Source organism: Enterococcus sp. 5H (assembly GCF_028128615.1).
GTDB lineage: Bacteria > Bacillota > Bacilli > Lactobacillales > Enterococcaceae > Enterococcus_L.
On record NZ_AMDP01000019.1, the window covers coordinates 96,048 to 114,103 of the forward strand.

The window sequence follows — 18,056 nt, forward strand, 5'->3', positions numbered from 1 at the left end:
AGTTGTGAAACAGATGTTAAAGCAGTCGCAAGAGTATACCCATTTTTCTTCTACAATAAATAACTATATTTCAGTAAAGATGACAGACAAAGGGATTTCATATGATGAATACAATTATTCATACATATGGGATTTAGTAAAATTACAGGGTGTGGTATTTAGAGAATTCTGTTTTGAAGGTATCGCTAGTGAACGTATTTCAGGAATGCTAGTGTGTGATTACCTTGAAACAACAATTGGAGTTAACCAGAAACTAGATGAAAAAAGTAAAATTTTTACGATCAGTCATGAAATTATTCATTATTTGTTTCATATGAATAGTGAAAACGCTATTTTTACTGATACACCAAAAAACTTTTGCTATTCTTCTCAAGAAATTTTACAGGAGTTCCAAGCTAATATAGGTGCAGCGGCTGTTTTAATTCCTGAAGTTATTTTTATTCATTATTTGAAAAAGGGCTGGAGTATCCAGCAATTATCTGACCATTTCAGTACACCAGAAAATATTTTATATAAGCGCTTAATCCAAACTATGCAAGTGAATTTTGATACTTCTTTTGTAACTGCTAAAAAATATGCTGATGATATTTGTTATAGATTTGAGAAGAAAGGAAGAAAAATTTCTACGGAGATTGGTACGGAACTAGCAGTTGATATAATGATATAAAAACTTATTTTATTTCGAATAATATAAAATTTTTTTCAAAAAAAACAGAGCAGAAAAAATCTACTCTGTTTTTCAAATGATTAAATATGATTTTTTCTTGTTATTTAATACTCGCCAGAAAATAAAGTATCTAATTGTTTCTGAACATCTTTATTTTCCAAGAAATCATCATACGTAGTATCTGCACGATCGACAACACCTTTGTCAGATACAGCAATGATACGGTTAGCTAAAGTTTGAATGAATTGATGGTCATGTGAAGCAAATAGAATCGCACCTGTAAAGGCCATTAAACCATCATTTAAAGCGGTAATAGACTCTAAATCTAAATGGTTTGTTGGATCATCCAAGACAAGAACATTTGATTTAGATAGCATCAGTTTAGATAACATAACACGAACTTTTTCGCCTCCGGAAAGAACGTTTACTGATTTTAATACATCTTCACCAGAGAATAACATTCTACCTAAGAAACCACGCAAGAACGTATTATCGTCTTCTTCTTTGCTGGCAAATTGACGTAACCAATCTAAGATAGTTAAATCAGTGTCAAAATCTTTACTATTATCTTTTGGCAAATAAGCTTGAGAAGTAGTAACACCCCAGCGTACGCTACCAGTATCAGGAGTAATTTCACCCATAATAACTTTAAATAAAGTTGTTGTAACGATATCGTTATCAGCAATAAAAGCTACTTTATCTTCACTATTTAAAGAGAATGAAATATTATCCAATACTTTTTTACCATCAATTGTGACAGATACATTCTCTACATGCAGTAAATCATTACCGATTTCTCTTTCAGGTGTAAACCCAACAAATGGATAACGGCGTGATGATGGTTGGATGTCATCTAAAGTGATTTTATCCAGCATTTTTTTACGAGAAGTTGCCTGTTTTGATTTAGACGCATTTGCGCTGAAACGAGCGATAAAGTCCTGAAGCTCTTTGATTTGTTCTTCTTTTTTCGCATTCGCATTTGCTTGTAGTTTTGTTGCTAACTGACTAGATTCTAACCAGAAATCATAGTTACCAACAAATAATTTAATTTTACCGAAATCAAGGTCAGCCATGTGTGTACATACTTTGTTTAAGAAATGACGGTCATGGGAAACAACGATAACAGTGTTTTCAAAATTGATTAAAAATTCTTCCAACCAGTTAATTGAACGAGTATCAAGTCCGTTAGTCGGCTCATCTAATAGTAAAACATCAGGTTTACCAAATAGAGATTGAGCAAGTAACACCTTCACTTTTTGACCCGCAGTTAACTCACTCATTTTTTGATCGTGTAGACTTTCAGGAATGTTTAATCCCTGTAGTAGAACAGCAGCTTCTGGTTCAGCTTCCCAACCATCAAGTTCAGCAAATTCCCCTTCAAGTTCAGCGGCTTTGATACCATCTTCGTCAGAAAAATCTTCTTTCATATAGATTGCATCTTTTTCTTTCATTACTTCATAAAGACGTTTATGTCCCATAATCACAGTTTCTAAAACAGTATTTTCTTCATAATCAAAATGGTTCTGTTTCAAGATAGCCATACGTTCGTCAGGTCCCATCGTAACAGTTCCTGTAGTCGGTTGGATATCACCAGATAAAATTTTAAGAAATGTTGATTTACCAGCACCATTGGCACCAATTAAACCATAACAGTTACCAGGTGTGAATTTAATATTTACATCATCGAAAAGTTTGCGGTCTGAAAATAGCAAACTTACATCATTTACAGTAATCAATTGTTTTCCTCGCTTCGTTTATAATTGTTAAACCTCTCTGCATTATAGCGAGGAAAGTCGCTTTTTTCAAGGAATTTCAGACTTTTTCAGAAATCTATCTTTGTTTTTGTAGAAATAAAAAGAGTGTTTCATGTGAAACATTCTAATATAGAGGTTATTAGTGTACTTTTAAAGCGACACACTGTATCATACACATAAAATTAGTGTATCTTTTTTGAGGAGAAATCAAGATGAAACGGATTGAACGAATTTATCTTTATGTAAAAGAACAAACAGAAAACTTAACTCCTAGTGAAGTCTCTATGGGAAAAGGTTTAAGCACAGCGGATGTTTCAGAAGCATTGGCTATCCAGAGAACAAACACAAGTAAAGATTTGAATCAATTGGTTCGCGAAGGATTATTGGAAAAAACAGAAAGTCGACCAGTAAAGTATGTAGATAAAGCTGTTTTTAAATATCAGCCGTTAACAAGACCCGTAAAAAGTTATCGGGAACATAGTCTCCTTAAAGAACAAACGTCAAATACTGCTTCAATGGAAAAAGGTGCAAAGAAATTTGCCGTAGAAGATATCTTTAAGAAGATGATTGGTGCTACTGGTAGCATGAGAACCCCAGTTGAGCAAGCCAAAGCAGCGATTTTATATCCACCTAAAGGATTAAATTGTCTAATTACGGGTCCAACGGGTTCTGGGAAAACATATTTTGCTCATGCAATGTTTCAATTTGCTTTATTGAACCAAGTCATTGATGCAGATAGGAAGCTGGTTGTTTTTAATTGTGCTGACTATGCTCATAATCCTGAATTATTAATGTCGCATCTTTTTGGTTATGCAGAAGGTGCTTTTACTGGAGCGACGAAAGCTAAAGATGGGATTATACATGAAGCAGATGGGAGTATTTTATTTCTAGATGAAGTTCATCGCTTACCGCCTGAGGGACAAGAAATGGTGTTCTACTTTATGGATCACGGTACATATTCAAGATTAGGGGAAACGGTAAAAAATCGGCATGCCGACGTGCGAATTATCTGTGCTACAACGGAAAACCCAACGTCATCTTTATTGAATACTTTTGTGCGAAGAATTCCAATTATTATTCAGCTACCTAATTTTGTCGATCGGCCTGCAAAAGAAAAAATTGATCTATTAAGAGTAATGATCTCAATGGAAGCTTCGCGAATTCAGCGAAAAATTTCTTTGTCGGAAGATGTAGTCAAAGCTCTGATCGGCAGTGTTTCATATGGGAATGTCGGACAGTTAAAATCAAATGTTCAATTGGTGACGGCGCGTGGTTTTTTAAATCATATCGATCAAGATGAGTTAACGATAACGATTGATGAACTGACGGATAGTATAAAAGATGGGATGATGCAGTTAGCCAGCAACCGAGAATCTCTAGCAGAACTTTCTAAATACTTAGAACCACAAATGCTTGTTACGCCTGATGAACCTATAGTTACGATTCAATCAGACTCTTATGAATTGCCTTATAATCTATATGAAATTATTGGTGATAAAGCAGCTTTATTAAAAGCAGATGGACTAGAGCAAGAAGTTATTAATAACTTTATTACAACAGACATAAACGTTCATTTGAAATCTTTTTATAAGGATCATGGTTTTACGTTTGATACAGAAAATAAGTTAGCCGAAATCGTGGATCAACGGATTATTGATGTAACTAAAGAGATCTACACGTTTGCTAAGAACAAACTAAACTATAATTTCCAATCTAATTTTATTTATGCGATGAGTTTACACATTAGTTCATTTTTGAAACGAATTCAAAATGGTGAAGAACGGCAACATCAATTAAATGAAAATATTCGGGATATGGTGCTGGATTATCCAGTAGAATTTGAAACAGCTCAAGAGATAAAACGGATTATTGAAACCAATTATCAAATGAATATTCCAGAGTTTGAAACGTATTATTTAGCGGTATTGTTAATTTCTTTACGAGAAAATAAAGATGCAGGCAGAATTGGCGTCGTTGTGGCAGCTCATGGGAAAAGTACAGCTACGAGTATGGTACAAGTTGTTTCCCAATTACTTAATGTAGATAATTTAAGAGCGGTCGATATGCCTTTAGAAATGCAACCAAAAGCTGCGTTAAACCAAATCATCAATGCAGTAAAAGAAGTGAATGAAGACAGCGGTGTGATTTTGCTAGTAGATATGGGCTCTCTAGCAACATTTTCCGATGAAATTACAAGGCAAACGAATATTGAAGTTCGTACAGTTGATATGGTGACGACACCAATTGTTTTAGAGACAGCTAGAAAAACTACCTTAATCGATACGCAACTAGATACATTGTATGAGTCGTTAAAAAATTTCCAAGGCTACGCTGAAATTCGTCAAGAAAAAGAAAGTGAACTTTTTGAACCATGGAAAAAACGAGTAATCGTTGCAATTTGTGCTTCAGGTGAAGGTACTGCTCGACGAATGAAAGAAATGATTGAGTCTTCAGTTCCGATACAATTAGGTCTGGAATTGGAAGTTCTACCACTATCTATCATAGATATGAAAGATCGTTTAACGGAGATACAAAATGACTATCATGTGATCGCGGCAACAGGAATAACAGATCCTAAAATTGCTGTGCCGTTTATTCCAATGGAAACTTTTTTTGCTGGTGAATCTGAGTCGACGATTGAACAATTATTACAGGATAATGAAAACCATATCGAAACAGAAGAAATGGATGAAAACACCGCAAAAAAAATCTGCATAGATTATATGGAACAAAGTTTTACTTTTATAAATCCTAAAAAGGTCATTGATCCTTTATGGGAATTTACTGATATTATTAAAACAAAACTTGATTTACAGATAAGCTATTCTTTCTATGTGAATTTAGTAATGCATTTAGCAGGTGTGCTGGAAAGAATTTTAAGAGACGATGTATTAAGTGTTCCTCAACAAGATTTAGCTGATATTGAAGCAGATCCAAGCTATGAAGTCGTAATGAAAGCAAATCAATTCTTGGAACAGACGTTTAATTTAATGCTGCCAAAAGAAGAGGTTTACTATATTATTCAACTCATTAATAATACTCAAGTGAATAATACAAACGATACACTATAAGGAATACACAAAACCGATACACTAAAACAGTGTATCGGTTTTGTGTATTTATAAAATAAATCCTTAATTTTACGTCTTTTTTTGGCAATACACTAAAGTTGGCACGAAACTTGCTTTAATAATCATAGTGAGGCAAATTTTATTAGTCGTTATTTTGGCAATATTTAACTAAGCGTAGTATTTTAGTAACACGACGTAATTTAACCTGATAAATGGAATCAGTAATTTTCTTTACAGCAGTAAGTGTGGAATTTGGAAAGGACCAGTGAAAAATGGACATTCGTTTAGTTCGGATTGATGATCGTTTAATACATGGACAAGTTGCAACCGTTTGGACCAAAAGTACAAATGTAAATCGGATCTTAGTGATTAGCGATGCAGTAGCTCACGATACATTAAGAAAAGCTTTACTAGTGCAGGCGGCCCCGCCAGGTGTAAAAGTCAATGTTATTACTGTTGAAAAAATGATTACTATTTTTGCTGATGAGCGTTTCGATGGAGTCAAAGCGATGCTGCTTTTCACAAATCCGGAAGATGTAAAACGAGTAGTAGCTGGGAATGTTAAATTCAATTCTGTTAATATTGGCGGAATGAGCTTTACTGGTGGTAAACGAATGATTACGAATGCAGTAGCGGTTAATGAACAAGATATTAATGCGTTTAAGTATTTGCATGAACAAGGAATTAAGTTAGAAATTCGAAAAGTGGTTGCAGATAACCAAGTAGATTTGATGGAATTACTGAAAAAGGAACAATTAGCTTAATCGTTTTCTTTTGCAGGTTCTATATAGATACAGATTTATCAGTATATTGGAAGGGGTGATGGTATAGAAAAAACGCAGTGACATTAATCATGTGTAGTAACTGATTAATCAAACCTAAGGGTAGCGCAAGAAAAGTAGTTGAAAACAACAAATGAGTCATGCATTTTTTTATTTTAATTTTTATGTAAGTAATTCGTTTTTAATTGGTGGAAGCAGCTATTCAGGTGGAAATAATCAAGTATCTAAAAAGTATCTATAAATTATAGGAGGTATCAAATTATGGTAGGAATTATTCTTGCTAGCCATGGAGAATTTGCTCAAGGCATTTTACAATCCGGTTCCATGATTTTTGGTGAACAGGAAAAAGTACAAGCAGTTGTATTGATGCCTAGCGAAGGTCCGGACGATTTAAAAGCAAAATTAAATCAGGCAATCGCAACATTTGACGAAGAAGACGAAGTACTATTTTTAGTCGATCTTTGGGGAGGAACACCATTTAATCAAGCCAATACACTTTTTGAAGATCACAAAGACAAGTGGGCTATCGTCAGTGGTTTGAACTTGCCAATGTTGATTGAAGCTTATGCTTCACGTTTCTCAATGAACTCTGCGCAAGAAATTGCAGCACATGTTTTAGAGACAGCTAAAGAAGGTGTCAGAATCAGACCGGAAGAACTTGAACCGGCAGAAGCAACAAAACCAGCTGCTGAAGATTCGCAACCAAAAGGGGCATTACCTGAAGGTACTGTCGTTGGCGATGGTAAAATCAAATATGTTTTAGCTCGTGTAGACTCTCGCCTATTGCATGGTCAAGTAGCGACAGCATGGACAAAATCAGTTTTACCAAATCGTATTATTGTTGTTTCAGATGCAGTTTCCAAAGATGAGTTACGTAAAAAATTAATCGAACAAGCAGCTCCTCCAGGGGTAAAAGCGAACGTTATTCCAATTAGTAAAATGATTGAAATTGCCAAAGACCCACGTTTCGGGAATACAAAAGCATTATTATTGTTTGAAAATCCTGAAGATGTTGTAAAAGCAGTAGAAGGCGGCGTTGATATCAAAGAAGTTAACGTTGGTTCAATGGCTCACTCTGTGGGTAAAGTAGTAGTAAGTAAAGTTTTATCTATGGGACAAGAAGACGTTGACGCTTTTGAAAAATTGGAAAGTATGGGAGTTAAGTTCGATGTACGTAAAGTACCGAATGATTCTAAAGCTCATATGGATGACATCCTTAAAAAAGCAAAACATGAGTTAGCACAAGCACACTCAAAATAATAAAAAATCAACTTAAAATAGGAGGCTTATCATGTCTATAATATCAATTATTTTAGTAATTTTTGTTGCCTTTCTAGCTGGTATGGAAGGGATTTTAGATGAATTCCAGTTCCATCAACCACTAGTAGCGTGTACATTGATCGGTTTAGTTACAGGGAATTTGGAAGCCGGCATCGTGCTTGGCGGAACATTACAAATGATCGCACTTGGTTGGGCGAATATCGGCGCAGCCGTAGCACCAGATGCTGCATTAGCATCCGTTGCATCAGCAATTATTTTAGTTTTAGGTGGTCAAGGTGTTAAAGGTGTTCCATCAGCAATCGCGATTGCTGTGCCACTTGCAGTTGCAGGTTTATTCTTAACAATGATCGTTCGTACATTAGCTGTACCAATCGTTCATATGATGGATGCAGCAGCTGAAAAAGGCGACATTAGAAAAATCGAAGCATTGCATATCTTAGCGGTATGTATGCAAGGTATCCGTATTGCAATTCCAGCAGCAGCACTTTTATTCATTCCAGCAGAAACAGTTCAATCAGCATTAGAATCAATGCCTGCTTGGTTAACTGAAGGAATGGCTATTGGTGGAGGAATGGTTGTTGCCGTAGGTTACGCATTAGTAATCAACATGATGGCAACAAAAGAAGTATGGCCATTCTTCGTTATTGGTTTCGTTGTAGCTGCGATTTCTCAATTAACTTTAATCGCACTAGGTGCTTTAGGTGTCGCACTAGCATTAATTTACTTGAACCTTTCAAAAATGGGCGGTTCTTCAAATGGCGGAGGCGGTTCTTCATCAACTGGTGATCCGCTTGGCGATATCTTAAACGATTATTAATCCTGAAGGAGGAGAAGAGAAATGGCAGAAAAAATTGAATTATCAAAAAAAGATCGTTTAGCCGTTGCATGGCGCTCTACATTCATTCAGGGATCTTGGAATTACGAACGTATGCAAAATGGTGGTTGGGCATTTTCAATGATCCCAGCGATCAAGAAATTATATAAATCAAAAGAAGATCGTTCTGCGGCGTTAAAACGTCACTTAGAATTCTTTAATACACATCCATATATTGCTTCACCAATCCTTGGTGTAACATTAGCGTTGGAAGAAGAACGTGCGAATGGCGCACCTGTTGATGATGTAGCAATTCAAGGGGTTAAAGTTGGGATGATGGGTCCATTAGCCGGTGTTGGTGATCCAGTATTCTGGTTTACAATTCGTCCAATGTTAGGAGCATTAGGTGCTTCTCTAGCGATTGGCGGAAATATCCTTGGTCCAATTATTTTCTTCTTAGCTTGGAATATTATCCGTTGGTCATTTATGTGGTATACACAAGAATTCGGTTACAAAGCTGGATCTAAAATTACCGATGACCTTTCAGGCGGTTTGTTGCAAGATGTTACAAAAGGTGCATCAATTCTTGGGATGTTCGTACTGGCAGCCCTCGTTCAGCGGTGGGTATCCATCAAGTTCCTGCCAGTCGTTTCAACGGTTAAATTAGACAAAGGCGCTTATATTGAATGGGATAAATTACCAAGCGGCGGCGAAGGTATGCAAAAAGCCTTCGAACAAGTTAACTCTGGTATGGCACTTTCATCTGATAAAGTCACAACATTACAAGATAACTTGGATCAATTGATCCCTGGATTAGCAGCGTTGCTACTTACTTTCTTATGTATGTGGTTATTGAAGAAAAAAGTTTCTCCAATCGTTATCATCCTTGGCTTATTCGTAGTCGGTGTACTTGGTCACGTAATTGGATTGTTATAATTTATTCATATTAAAATTAGAAGAGAGATCACTTCTATCCTGATGTCGACTCTGATTTGGTGCTTGGGATAAAACTATTCTTAGTTTTGTCTCAGCACCTTTTTTATAGCTTAATCCTAAGAAGAAACGTATAATTGAGTAAGATAGAATAATGGAAATGGAGCACACGCGATGGTTCAATCACTGAATACAAAAGTAGACTTAGTAATAGATGCCACTGCTTTTACAGGGCTTACAGATTACGGACAAATTATGATTGGGGATCTAGGTTTTGAATTTTATAACTCTCGTGATTCTCGAAAGTATATACAAATTCCGTGGGAAGAAGTAGATTATATTATCGCTTCTGTGATGTTTAAAGGGAAATGGATTCCTCGTTACGCAGTGCAAACAAAGAAAAACGGGACGTTTACATTTGCTTCAAAAGAACCTAAAAAAGTTTTACGGGCAATTCAAGAATATGTAGAACCGGATCGTATGGTCCAGTCGTTAGGCTTTTTTGATGTGATTAAACGAGCATTTAAATCAATTGGCAAGAAAAAATAGAACTGCATAATTTTTTAACAGAGTAATATCTAATTCGTATTATTCTGTTTTTTGTATTTATTTCCTTATAATTTTTTGTAGCGATGCATATTTTTGACTGAAACAATTTTTAGGAGTACCATAAAATCATAAGGGAATTTATTAAGAAAGAAGTGGGTAAATTATGAATGAAGCAAAAAGAAATGGTGTCGATTGGGGTTCTTTACTTTTAGGAATTTTATTTGTATTAACAGCCTTAATATCATTCCAAGATCCAGCTGGTAATTTAATTGCGATTGTAATGGTTTTTGCTGTTTTTGCGATTTTGAAAGGAATTTTTGAAATCTTTGCACGTAATAGAATGAAAGAATTGACTGGATATAAATCTTATGGACCAATTGTTTTAGGGGTAATTGATATTATTATCGGGATTTATTTCTTATTTAACCTAAATGTTGGTGTAGCAGCTCTACCATTTATCTTTGCGATTTGGTTTATTTTAGATTCAGTATTTGGTTTGTTTGCTTTAGATTTAGCTAAATCAGTTGGTACAGGGTACTTCTGGTTTACAGCAATTGTTGATGTATTGGGGATTATTTTAGGTGTCATACTTTTATTTAATCCACTATCTTCTGCATTAACATTAAGTTTTCTAGTTGGTTTTTATTTCATGCTTTTTGGTATCACGCATATTGTTTATGCATTTAGATAAGATTAAGGAGGAATAAGCTATGACAGATTACGCAAAAAAAGAAGCAAAATTAGTAGAAAAAATTGGGAAAGAAATGGAAAAATTGGATGTTACTCTTGAAAAGATGGAGGATACAGACAGTAAAATCAAACACTTCTACGAACAAGAAAAAGCTTTGCATGAAGTAAAATCCATTATCCGTAAAGAAAATAAAATCGAACAAACTGAGCAAAAAGCACACGATGAAGCAGTAGCAGATGTTGAGAATTGGATGGACGATCAAGCATCACTCGTTTATCAAATCAACGAAGAAATTGCAAAATTAGATACAACATTAGGAAAAATTGATGGTGACGAAAATAAAGTCAAAAGCTATCTAGAACAAAAGAAAGCTATTCATGAAATCAAAAAAATTGTTAAAAAAACAGATGAGTTAGGCTAGTTGATTTAGTTAAATTAAACAGAGGATGACCCAAAAGGTGATCCTCTTTTTTATTTACTTAATTCTTAAAACAACAAAAAATGGAAAAAGTATTATGATGTCTAAAGGTTACGATGAAGATCAAGACAAATTCATTTATAGAAATATTTCAGCATTGCGATTGATTGAAGATTTTGTCAAAAATACTCACTACCTATACTTTGTTACAGAAGGTAATGAGTATGAGCTAGACACACTTTTGAGACGAAGTGGTTTAGATATGTTTCTAGCGAATTTTCCTATTTTGTTAATAACGAAAGTTATGAATATGAATGGGATGAAAGAGGAGAGAGAATAGAACGATCTTTTTATTTTATCCTTTCTATGCAAAATTTAAGAATGGTCAAAAGTGATCTTGAGTAGCTGAACAGAGATCACTTTTTTGTTGTGAATTATGGCTGAAAAATCCACTATTATAGATGTTGAGTAAGAATAGAATTGTGTGGGTTCCTTTGTTTTACTATACTTTTCTTAAAATAAGAAAAGGAGAAAACCATTTTGTGTAGGTAAAATACCATTTTTGTATCATTCTAAGTTATTGGACCCAAAGAAGACCGTGTTCATTTAATAGCAACATAAAGCATGTAAGAAAAAATCTGGCTAGTGTATTTAAAAAATAGTATGATATTCTTTCTGACAATGGTAGTAGGTGTGTACAAGCACGTCTTCATAGGGAGGGACGTTTTGCTGGACTGTAATTGTATAATTTGTCTGTTCTCTGGACAGACTATAGAAAAACAAACGAGGATCTTAACGATATAATAAAGATATAACAAAGATATATACAAGATATAAAAAAGAAAATTACCCGACAAAAAAGTACATAACGGAGAGACTGAAATGATAAAAAAACTTAAAAAGAAAGAGGAGATAAGTATGAAAAAAATGTTATTAGGGATCAGTGCGTTGTCAACGTTAGTCGTTTTATTTGTTGGAGGTGCGGCTACAGCTCATGCTGACGAATGGAGGGCCAATAATCCGGAAAGTATTAATATTACGAGTGATCAATCTAGCTACACTATGGTTTCGGGAGATACTTTATGGGCGATTTCCCAACGTATTAATTTGACGGTTTCGACAATTGCTGAAATCAACAACATCAATTTATTATCAGGAGAGCAGTATCAACTTCCTGTAGGAAGAATAATATACTTCAGGGGGGAAAAAGTGACTGTTGCAGAAGCAGATGGATCAATCATAAATGAAACAACCATTACAGATGCGAATAAAGTAGATCCTTCAAAAAATGTTGGAGAACCTATTGTGAGGAACGAGGCTGCAGGAACACCTAATACCCCAGTAAATTCAACCAATCCAGTTACAGAAGCACCCGCTACTCCAACGGATTCGAACCAATATAGTTGGGTAGCAGAACAAGTTATTCCAGATGAAGGTCACTGGGAATACGAAACAGTTTGGGTACCTAATATTGTCACGATTGTTGACGAACCAGAGCGGACTGCCTCAGAATGGAGCCATGTAATAATCTCTTTTAGTGATGGCACTACATTTACAATAAATAGTAGACCAGGTTCACCAGATTTTCTTTCAGATCCTGGTGTGCAAGCGTATATGGAGTACGAACAATATTTGTTGGATAATGGGATTCCATATACCATTACGGGTCAAGAATATATGGGAGATGTTACCTACCCAGCTGTAACACATACTGAAGATCAAGGTAGTTACGAAGAAATCAAAACATGGATTGTTGACAAACCAGAACAAGTTATCCCAGGGTACTGGGTTTTAAAACCATAACGTTAATGAAGGAATTGATACTTAAATCAGTTCCTTTTTTTCTTATTCCAAAAACATTCGTTTTAGGTGCATAACAAGGAAGAACACTACAAAAATAACATAATATAACGTAGTAATATTAATTATCTATAATTAGTAAGTTATTATAATCAAGTATGGTAAAATGAAAAATAAGAAATGAATAGGTAAAAGGGAGGCGAAAAGCAAGTGAGAAAAATTTCAATGACAAATCAAATTATGTTAGCAACTATCTTAGGTATATTTATTGGTGTTCTATTTGGTGAAAACATAACAGAAGTAAAAATTATAGGAGATATCTTTTTGCGTCTGATTCAAATGCCTATAATCTTACTTATAATGACGGCAGTTATTAAAGCGGTGGGGAATTTAAATCCCAAAGATTTAGGAAAATTAGGGACAAAAACATTTTCATTATTTCTTGTTTCCTCGGTTATAGCAGCATTTTTTGGAGTAGGATTTGCCTTATGGATTAAGCCAGGTTTAAATCTTAATATCCCAATTCCGAATGAAACTATTAACTCTGTAGCTAATTCTTCTTGGAGTGATATGTTGCTAGAATTTTTCCCCACAAATATTGTTGGATCGATGGCTGAAGGAAATATGATTCAAGTAATTCTTTTTTCTATTTTATTTGGGTTAGCAATCAGTACGAATAAGAAACGAGAAACAATTCAAACGGTGGTTAAGTTCATTGATGAATTGAACCAGGTAATCATTCAATTGGTGACATTAGTTATGAAATTAGCTCCTATAGGGATTTTTGCATTAATGGCTGGTGTTACTGGAGAGATTGGTATAGAGGTACTAATACCATTAACTAAGTTCTTATTAACATTTGGAATTGCTTCACTATTATTTTTATTACTGTGGTTTATTGTTGTTTCAATTTATACAAAAATAAGTGTATTTGAATTGGTCAAAAAAAGTTGGAATGTTATGCTAGTTGCATTCACAACAACAAGTTCTGCAATTACATTGCCTGTCGCAATGGACAATGCGAAGAGGAATTTAGGAATATCAGAAAAGGTTACAGATTTAGTTTTACCGTTAGGATTAGCGCTAAATAGTAACGGATTAGCGATGTTTCTCTCTATTTCAAGTATTACTTTCTCTCAGATTTATAATGTTGAAACTAGCTTCGCAACGATTATTCAATCTATCTTATTATGTACATTAGCGACATTAGGAACAGTAGTTGTTCCAGGGGGAGGGTTAGTTGCTCTAACAGTAGTTGTTCCAGCATTAGGTTTCCCCTTAGAAAGTGTAGCTTTATTAGCTGGTATAGATTGGTTTTCAGGGATGTTTCGAACACTGTTAAATGTAATGGGGGATACAAGTACAGCTCTGGTAGTTGCGAAATCTGAAGGAGAAATAAACTACGATATTCTAAGGGCTGACTAAAGTCTAAGTGATTCGATACCTGAGAATAAATTGGTTGTTTAATAGTAAAAAAGTTGTTATATATTCGTTAGCAATTTTTTTACATATTTCAAACTATCAAAACTTATAAGTATCGATCGAATATAATCGAGTAGCTAGAATCAGGATATCAGGTTGTCAAAAGTTACTATCAAAATTAACGAAAATAAAAAAGATACAAAATAGTATTTCGGTTTTTTTAAATATTAGATTTCCCAAAACATTGACTAAACTGATTGTAGATATGTTTAAAAACGACAAAAAAATAACCGTCAACTTTGGCTAGTTCGGTTATTTTTTATAAGTAATTAAACTAAGTCACCGTCTTAAACGGTCTACAAAAGAGAGGTATGTTAGCGCATAGCTCTCTTTTCTATTTTATTATAATAAAAAATTGTAGTTTAACACGAATTTTTTCACGTCTAAGTATAAAAAAGGAAAATCTTGAAAAGGACATGTCTTGGTGAGCAAAAATACTGAATTAATAATATCTACGACGATTTGAAGGTCCTGAAATCATACGAACCAGCCAAACAGCGATTGCAACAGGTATCAAAATTTTGATCGCAAACCACAAAAGACCACCGAGAATCCCAAGTACGATACTTAAAATAATACTACCTACAAAAAATAACCCAATTACCATTAATATATTCATTACCATTGACTGTTGTCTCATTTTTAAACCCTCCATTTTTTTCTTGTTCTCTATGAATAGAGTATAGCAAGAATTTTTACTGGAAGAATCCACCTTGAGGCTGATTTTCCATCATCCTTAAGACGGGCATATTCATTGCATTTGGCTAAAAAGAACGTAAAATAACATTGAGAGGATGGGGACTATGTCAAAATCTAGACTTGAAGCTTTTACAGATGCAATCATTGCCATTGTGATGACCGTTTTAGTATTAGAGTTACATCAACCTAAAACAGATACATTAGCTGGCTTAGGAGCAATTGAACATAAATTATTTATCTATATTGTCAGTTTTGTTATGCTGGCGATTTATTGGAATAATCATCATCATATGTTTCAACTAGTTGATAGAATCAACGGACGTGTTTTATGGGCAAATAATTTTTTTATTTTTACATTAACGTTAGTGCCATTTGCTACAGCTTGGGTTGGTGATTTTATTGATAGCTTAATTCCACAGTTGACATATGGTGTCATGACGTTGCTTGCCAATATTGCCTATTTACTATTAACAAAAGAGTTAATACGTGCAAACGGGAAAGAATCGACTTTAAATGAACTTTTTCATCGGTACAATAAGTCCTACCTATCAATTTTTCTAAATATTTTGGGACTAGTACTTGGATATTTGATTCATCCGTACTTAGTTTTAATTGTAAATATTGGTATTTTAATCATGTGGATTATTCCAGATCAGCGAATCGAAGAACAATATAAAGAGTAAATAAAAGGAGGGCTAGTTTAGTTCTTCTTTTTATTTTTTTGTAAAAAAAATTAAAAATAGGTTAATTTCAATTCTTAGCAAATATTTTTTCGCTGATATTATCAATTTTTTTATATATTTAATCATTTTATGAAAGAAACTCTAGTTTGTTTTAGTGTAGAATGGATAATGATTGTTTAAAATGGAGTTTTCTAAATAAAAAGGTAAGATACAAGTAAAAAGGGGCAGTTAAAGTATATGGATAAGTTGAATCTTACAAAAAATATAATAGCGAGTAAAAAAGTTTTCTTTAGAAAGGAAATGGATGAAAGCAGACTAGGAGAAGAACTTTATTCTGAAGATGTTTTAAGCCAGTACTCTGTTTATTTACTAAGAAAATTTGAACTATCTGAAGATTATGAGCAGCCAGAACAATTTGAAGAGCTTTTGGTGGACCTTCCAGAACAATTTAATCATGAATTTGAGGATTGTATTGTTAGGAATGTCTATTTACGTGTGACTCAAAAAGCAGTTTATATCACATTATTCCTTGCTTTGGCACATCCACTTAGTAAATTACAAATCAGTGACTTACGGACTTGGATTAGCGGACTAGAGGTGTCGGAGTTACCATTAGAGCATATATCCCATTTTTCAAATGATGCTTCCTTTGATATGGCAAGAGGGCTTCAAGAAACAAACGGAGAAGTATTGCTTTTAACAGAGATGATGAATCAATTTAGTGAAAATCTAAATGATATCTACCAAGAAGTTCAAGCGGTAAAAGGGAAAAAAACACCACCTGTTGTTAAAGTTGTTCAGAGCAAAGCAGCAGCTAAACAAGCCCAAGAAGCTGAAAATGCTCAAAAAATCCAAACTGCTAATGAAAAAATTGAACAATTAGCAGAAAGTTTTTCTCAATTCAAAATACAAATAGATGAAAAATTGTCTAATCTGCCAAAAGCTAAAAAACCGCCTAAGTTTAAAATTGTACTTGGGACAGGCGTAGATTCGGGTCCGACTGTGGAAGAACGTCTGGAAGAAGCTTTAAAAAATATAGATTCGCTAAACAAACAGATTACTAACTCTAATCAACAAATAGCTAACCTAAATGAAAAAGTTGAGAAGAGTAAACCAGAGAAAAGACCAAAATTAAATTTTTCAATTGCTAAAAAAGTCAATCAGGAGCAAACTTTACTGGCGAATAAACTTACAACGACCAATGAAGAAGTCACATCTATTGCTGAAAAGCTGGAACAATTTGATAAAAAGCTCAATGCCGTTGAAACAAATATAAATGAAACAAAACCAGATCTGGAAGCTATCGCAAGAATTGAGAAAGATCGAGGTCAATTGCAAGAGACAGTTTCAGAAACCGTAAAATTAACTCAAGTCATCAATCAACTAACATTGAAGCTTGAATCTGTTGAAAGTGAACTGGAAAAAACTAAAGAAACCAAGAAAAAAATCCCAGTAGTAAAATTAACTAAGAGCAAAGCAACACAAAATTTGCTTGAAGCACATCAAAAAGATCAAGAACAGTTAAGATTTAATGCTACTGAAATCAAAAAATTGACACAAACAGTTAGCAAAGTAGATGTTCAGTTAATTAAAGCTCATCAGAAAATCGCTGAATTAGAGCAAAAAATGCGTCAATCAGCTGTACCAAAAAAACAAGAACAAGAACCAGTGGCTGTTAAAGAGACAGTACCAATGACTCGTTCGAATTATAAAATGGTTGAATCACAAGAAACAGTCGTTAAACCTACAGCACCACCAAATCCGACAATAACAGCAAGTAGAGATTTTCCTACAAAGGAGACTTTCTTACAAGCTTCTAGACCAATCCGAGCTACAACAGAAACAGAAGAAGAAAGACCAACTGTCACATTGGCAATTGAAGAGATGCTTGATCGAGTTTCAGAAAAACATCCACAGACCGCGGAGGATGGAAAAAAAGCTTGGGCAGTAGAGGAAAATTACAACCAAAATGAGGATATGCAAGGGGCATCATTACGCCGCTTGAAAAAATTAGAATGGGAGATTCATTCTTATTTCCAAAAAGGAAGAGGACTGGGTCACAAAGGAATGATGTCGAAAGATGATTTTTATACTAATATTCGACAAATAGAAGTTTTACCTTATCTTTGGGCATCTGTTTTTGAACGAGAAAGAAAAGATATTTTGTTAGGTAATGAATTAAGCTGTCAACAACTGATTGATGGTTTGAAAGATTTTTTGGAAGAAATCAGCATTTTATCTCAGAAACGTAAAGTTATGGGAAAATGGATTTACTGTCCCAAAGAAGTAGAACAAAAAATGGAAGGGTACAAGCTTTTAAGTGAGTACTTGGAGATTTATCTTGCCAGACAAGATAGATTGGAACAGTAACAAAGCTAATTAAAGCAGGTGCGGCAAAGTTGTCGTTTATCTGCTTTTTTATTTGCAGCTAA

At 34.3% G+C, this 18,056-nt stretch carries 16 protein-coding genes; 14 read left to right on the forward strand and 2 right to left on the reverse strand.

Translation table 11 applies throughout. The features are described 5' to 3' along the window. Positions 1 to 13 precede the first annotated feature (13 nt). Positions 14 to 667 (forward strand): ImmA/IrrE family metallo-endopeptidase, encoded by a 654-nt coding sequence (locus C240_RS06535; protein ID WP_271494183.1) that lies wholly within the window; start codon positions 14 to 16, stop codon positions 665 to 667. Between the two features lie 104 nt (positions 668 to 771). Here C240_RS06535 and C240_RS06540 read toward each other — a convergent pair whose 3' ends face one another. Continuing rightward, on the reverse strand, positions 772 to 2,403 hold the full coding sequence (locus C240_RS06540; RefSeq protein ID WP_271492904.1) for an ABC-F family ATP-binding cassette domain-containing protein: 1,632 nt from the start codon (positions 2,401 to 2,403) through the stop codon (positions 772 to 774). Positions 2,404 to 2,633: 230 nt separating this feature from the next. Here C240_RS06540 and C240_RS06545 point away from each other — a divergent pair, with 230 nt between their 5' ends. The 11 genes from C240_RS06545 (at position 2,634) to C240_RS06595 (ending at position 14,185) form a co-directional block, all read left to right on the forward strand. Then, positions 2,634 to 5,492 (forward strand): sigma-54-dependent transcriptional regulator, encoded by a 2,859-nt coding sequence (locus tag C240_RS06545; RefSeq protein ID WP_271492907.1) that lies wholly within the window; start codon positions 2,634 to 2,636, stop codon positions 5,490 to 5,492. Between the two features lie 272 nt (positions 5,493 to 5,764). Next, a complete protein-coding gene (locus tag C240_RS06550) occupies positions 5,765 to 6,256 on the forward strand; it encodes a mannose/fructose/sorbose PTS transporter subunit IIB (protein ID WP_271492910.1) in 492 nt (163 codons plus the stop codon). Between the two features lie 279 nt (positions 6,257 to 6,535). Then, positions 6,536 to 7,534 carry a mannose/fructose/sorbose PTS transporter subunit IIA gene (locus C240_RS06555; protein ID WP_271492913.1) on the forward strand — a complete coding sequence of 333 codons (999 nt, stop codon included), beginning with the start codon at positions 6,536 to 6,538 and terminating at the stop codon, positions 7,532 to 7,534. A gap of 31 nt (positions 7,535 to 7,565) precedes the next feature. Then, positions 7,566 to 8,372, forward strand: coding sequence for a PTS mannose/fructose/sorbose transporter subunit IIC (locus C240_RS06560; protein WP_271492916.1), 807 nt, complete (start codon positions 7,566 to 7,568; stop codon positions 8,370 to 8,372). 21 nt (positions 8,373 to 8,393) lie between these two features. After that, complete coding sequence (locus tag C240_RS06565) at positions 8,394 to 9,305, forward strand: PTS system mannose/fructose/sorbose family transporter subunit IID (protein WP_271492920.1); 912 nt, start codon at positions 8,394 to 8,396, stop codon at positions 9,303 to 9,305. Positions 9,306 to 9,476: 171 nt separating this feature from the next. Continuing rightward, positions 9,477 to 9,851: a DUF956 family protein gene (locus C240_RS06570; protein ID WP_271492924.1), complete on the forward strand. Its 375-nt coding sequence runs from the start codon at positions 9,477 to 9,479 to the stop codon at positions 9,849 to 9,851. A 163-nt stretch (positions 9,852 to 10,014) separates the two neighbouring features. Further along, positions 10,015 to 10,542 carry an HdeD family acid-resistance protein gene (locus tag C240_RS06575; RefSeq protein ID WP_271492926.1) on the forward strand — a complete coding sequence of 176 codons (528 nt, stop codon included), beginning with the start codon at positions 10,015 to 10,017 and terminating at the stop codon, positions 10,540 to 10,542. A gap of 19 nt (positions 10,543 to 10,561) precedes the next feature. Beyond that, a complete protein-coding gene (locus C240_RS06580) occupies positions 10,562 to 10,963 on the forward strand; it encodes a hypothetical protein (RefSeq protein ID WP_271492929.1) in 402 nt (133 codons plus the stop codon). 94 nt (positions 10,964 to 11,057) lie between these two features. Next, positions 11,058 to 11,300 carry a hypothetical protein gene (locus C240_RS06585; protein WP_271492932.1) on the forward strand — a complete coding sequence of 81 codons (243 nt, stop codon included), beginning with the start codon at positions 11,058 to 11,060 and terminating at the stop codon, positions 11,298 to 11,300. 578 nt (positions 11,301 to 11,878) lie between these two features. Continuing rightward, positions 11,879 to 12,763, forward strand: a complete 885-nt coding sequence (locus tag C240_RS06590; protein ID WP_271492935.1) for a LysM peptidoglycan-binding domain-containing protein — start codon at positions 11,879 to 11,881, stop codon at positions 12,761 to 12,763. Between the two features lie 207 nt (positions 12,764 to 12,970). After that, positions 12,971 to 14,185 carry a dicarboxylate/amino acid:cation symporter gene (locus C240_RS06595; protein ID WP_271492938.1) on the forward strand — a complete coding sequence of 405 codons (1,215 nt, stop codon included), beginning with the start codon at positions 12,971 to 12,973 and terminating at the stop codon, positions 14,183 to 14,185. A 499-nt stretch (positions 14,186 to 14,684) separates the two neighbouring features. Here the strand turns inward: C240_RS06595 and C240_RS06600 are convergent, their stop codons facing one another. Then, a complete protein-coding gene (locus C240_RS06600) occupies positions 14,685 to 14,882 on the reverse strand; it encodes a hypothetical protein (RefSeq protein WP_271492940.1) in 198 nt (65 codons plus the stop codon). A 163-nt stretch (positions 14,883 to 15,045) separates the two neighbouring features. Between C240_RS06600 and C240_RS06605 the strand changes: the two genes are divergently transcribed. Both C240_RS06605 and C240_RS06610 read left to right on the forward strand, forming a co-directional pair. Further along, positions 15,046 to 15,624 (forward strand): TMEM175 family protein, encoded by a 579-nt coding sequence (locus C240_RS06605; protein WP_271492943.1) that lies wholly within the window; start codon positions 15,046 to 15,048, stop codon positions 15,622 to 15,624. Positions 15,625 to 15,861: 237 nt separating this feature from the next. After that, entirely contained in the window at positions 15,862 to 17,994 is a 2,133-nt protein-coding gene (locus C240_RS06610; RefSeq protein WP_271492946.1) for a hypothetical protein, read from the forward strand. Positions 17,995 to 18,056: the final 62 nt, after the last annotated feature.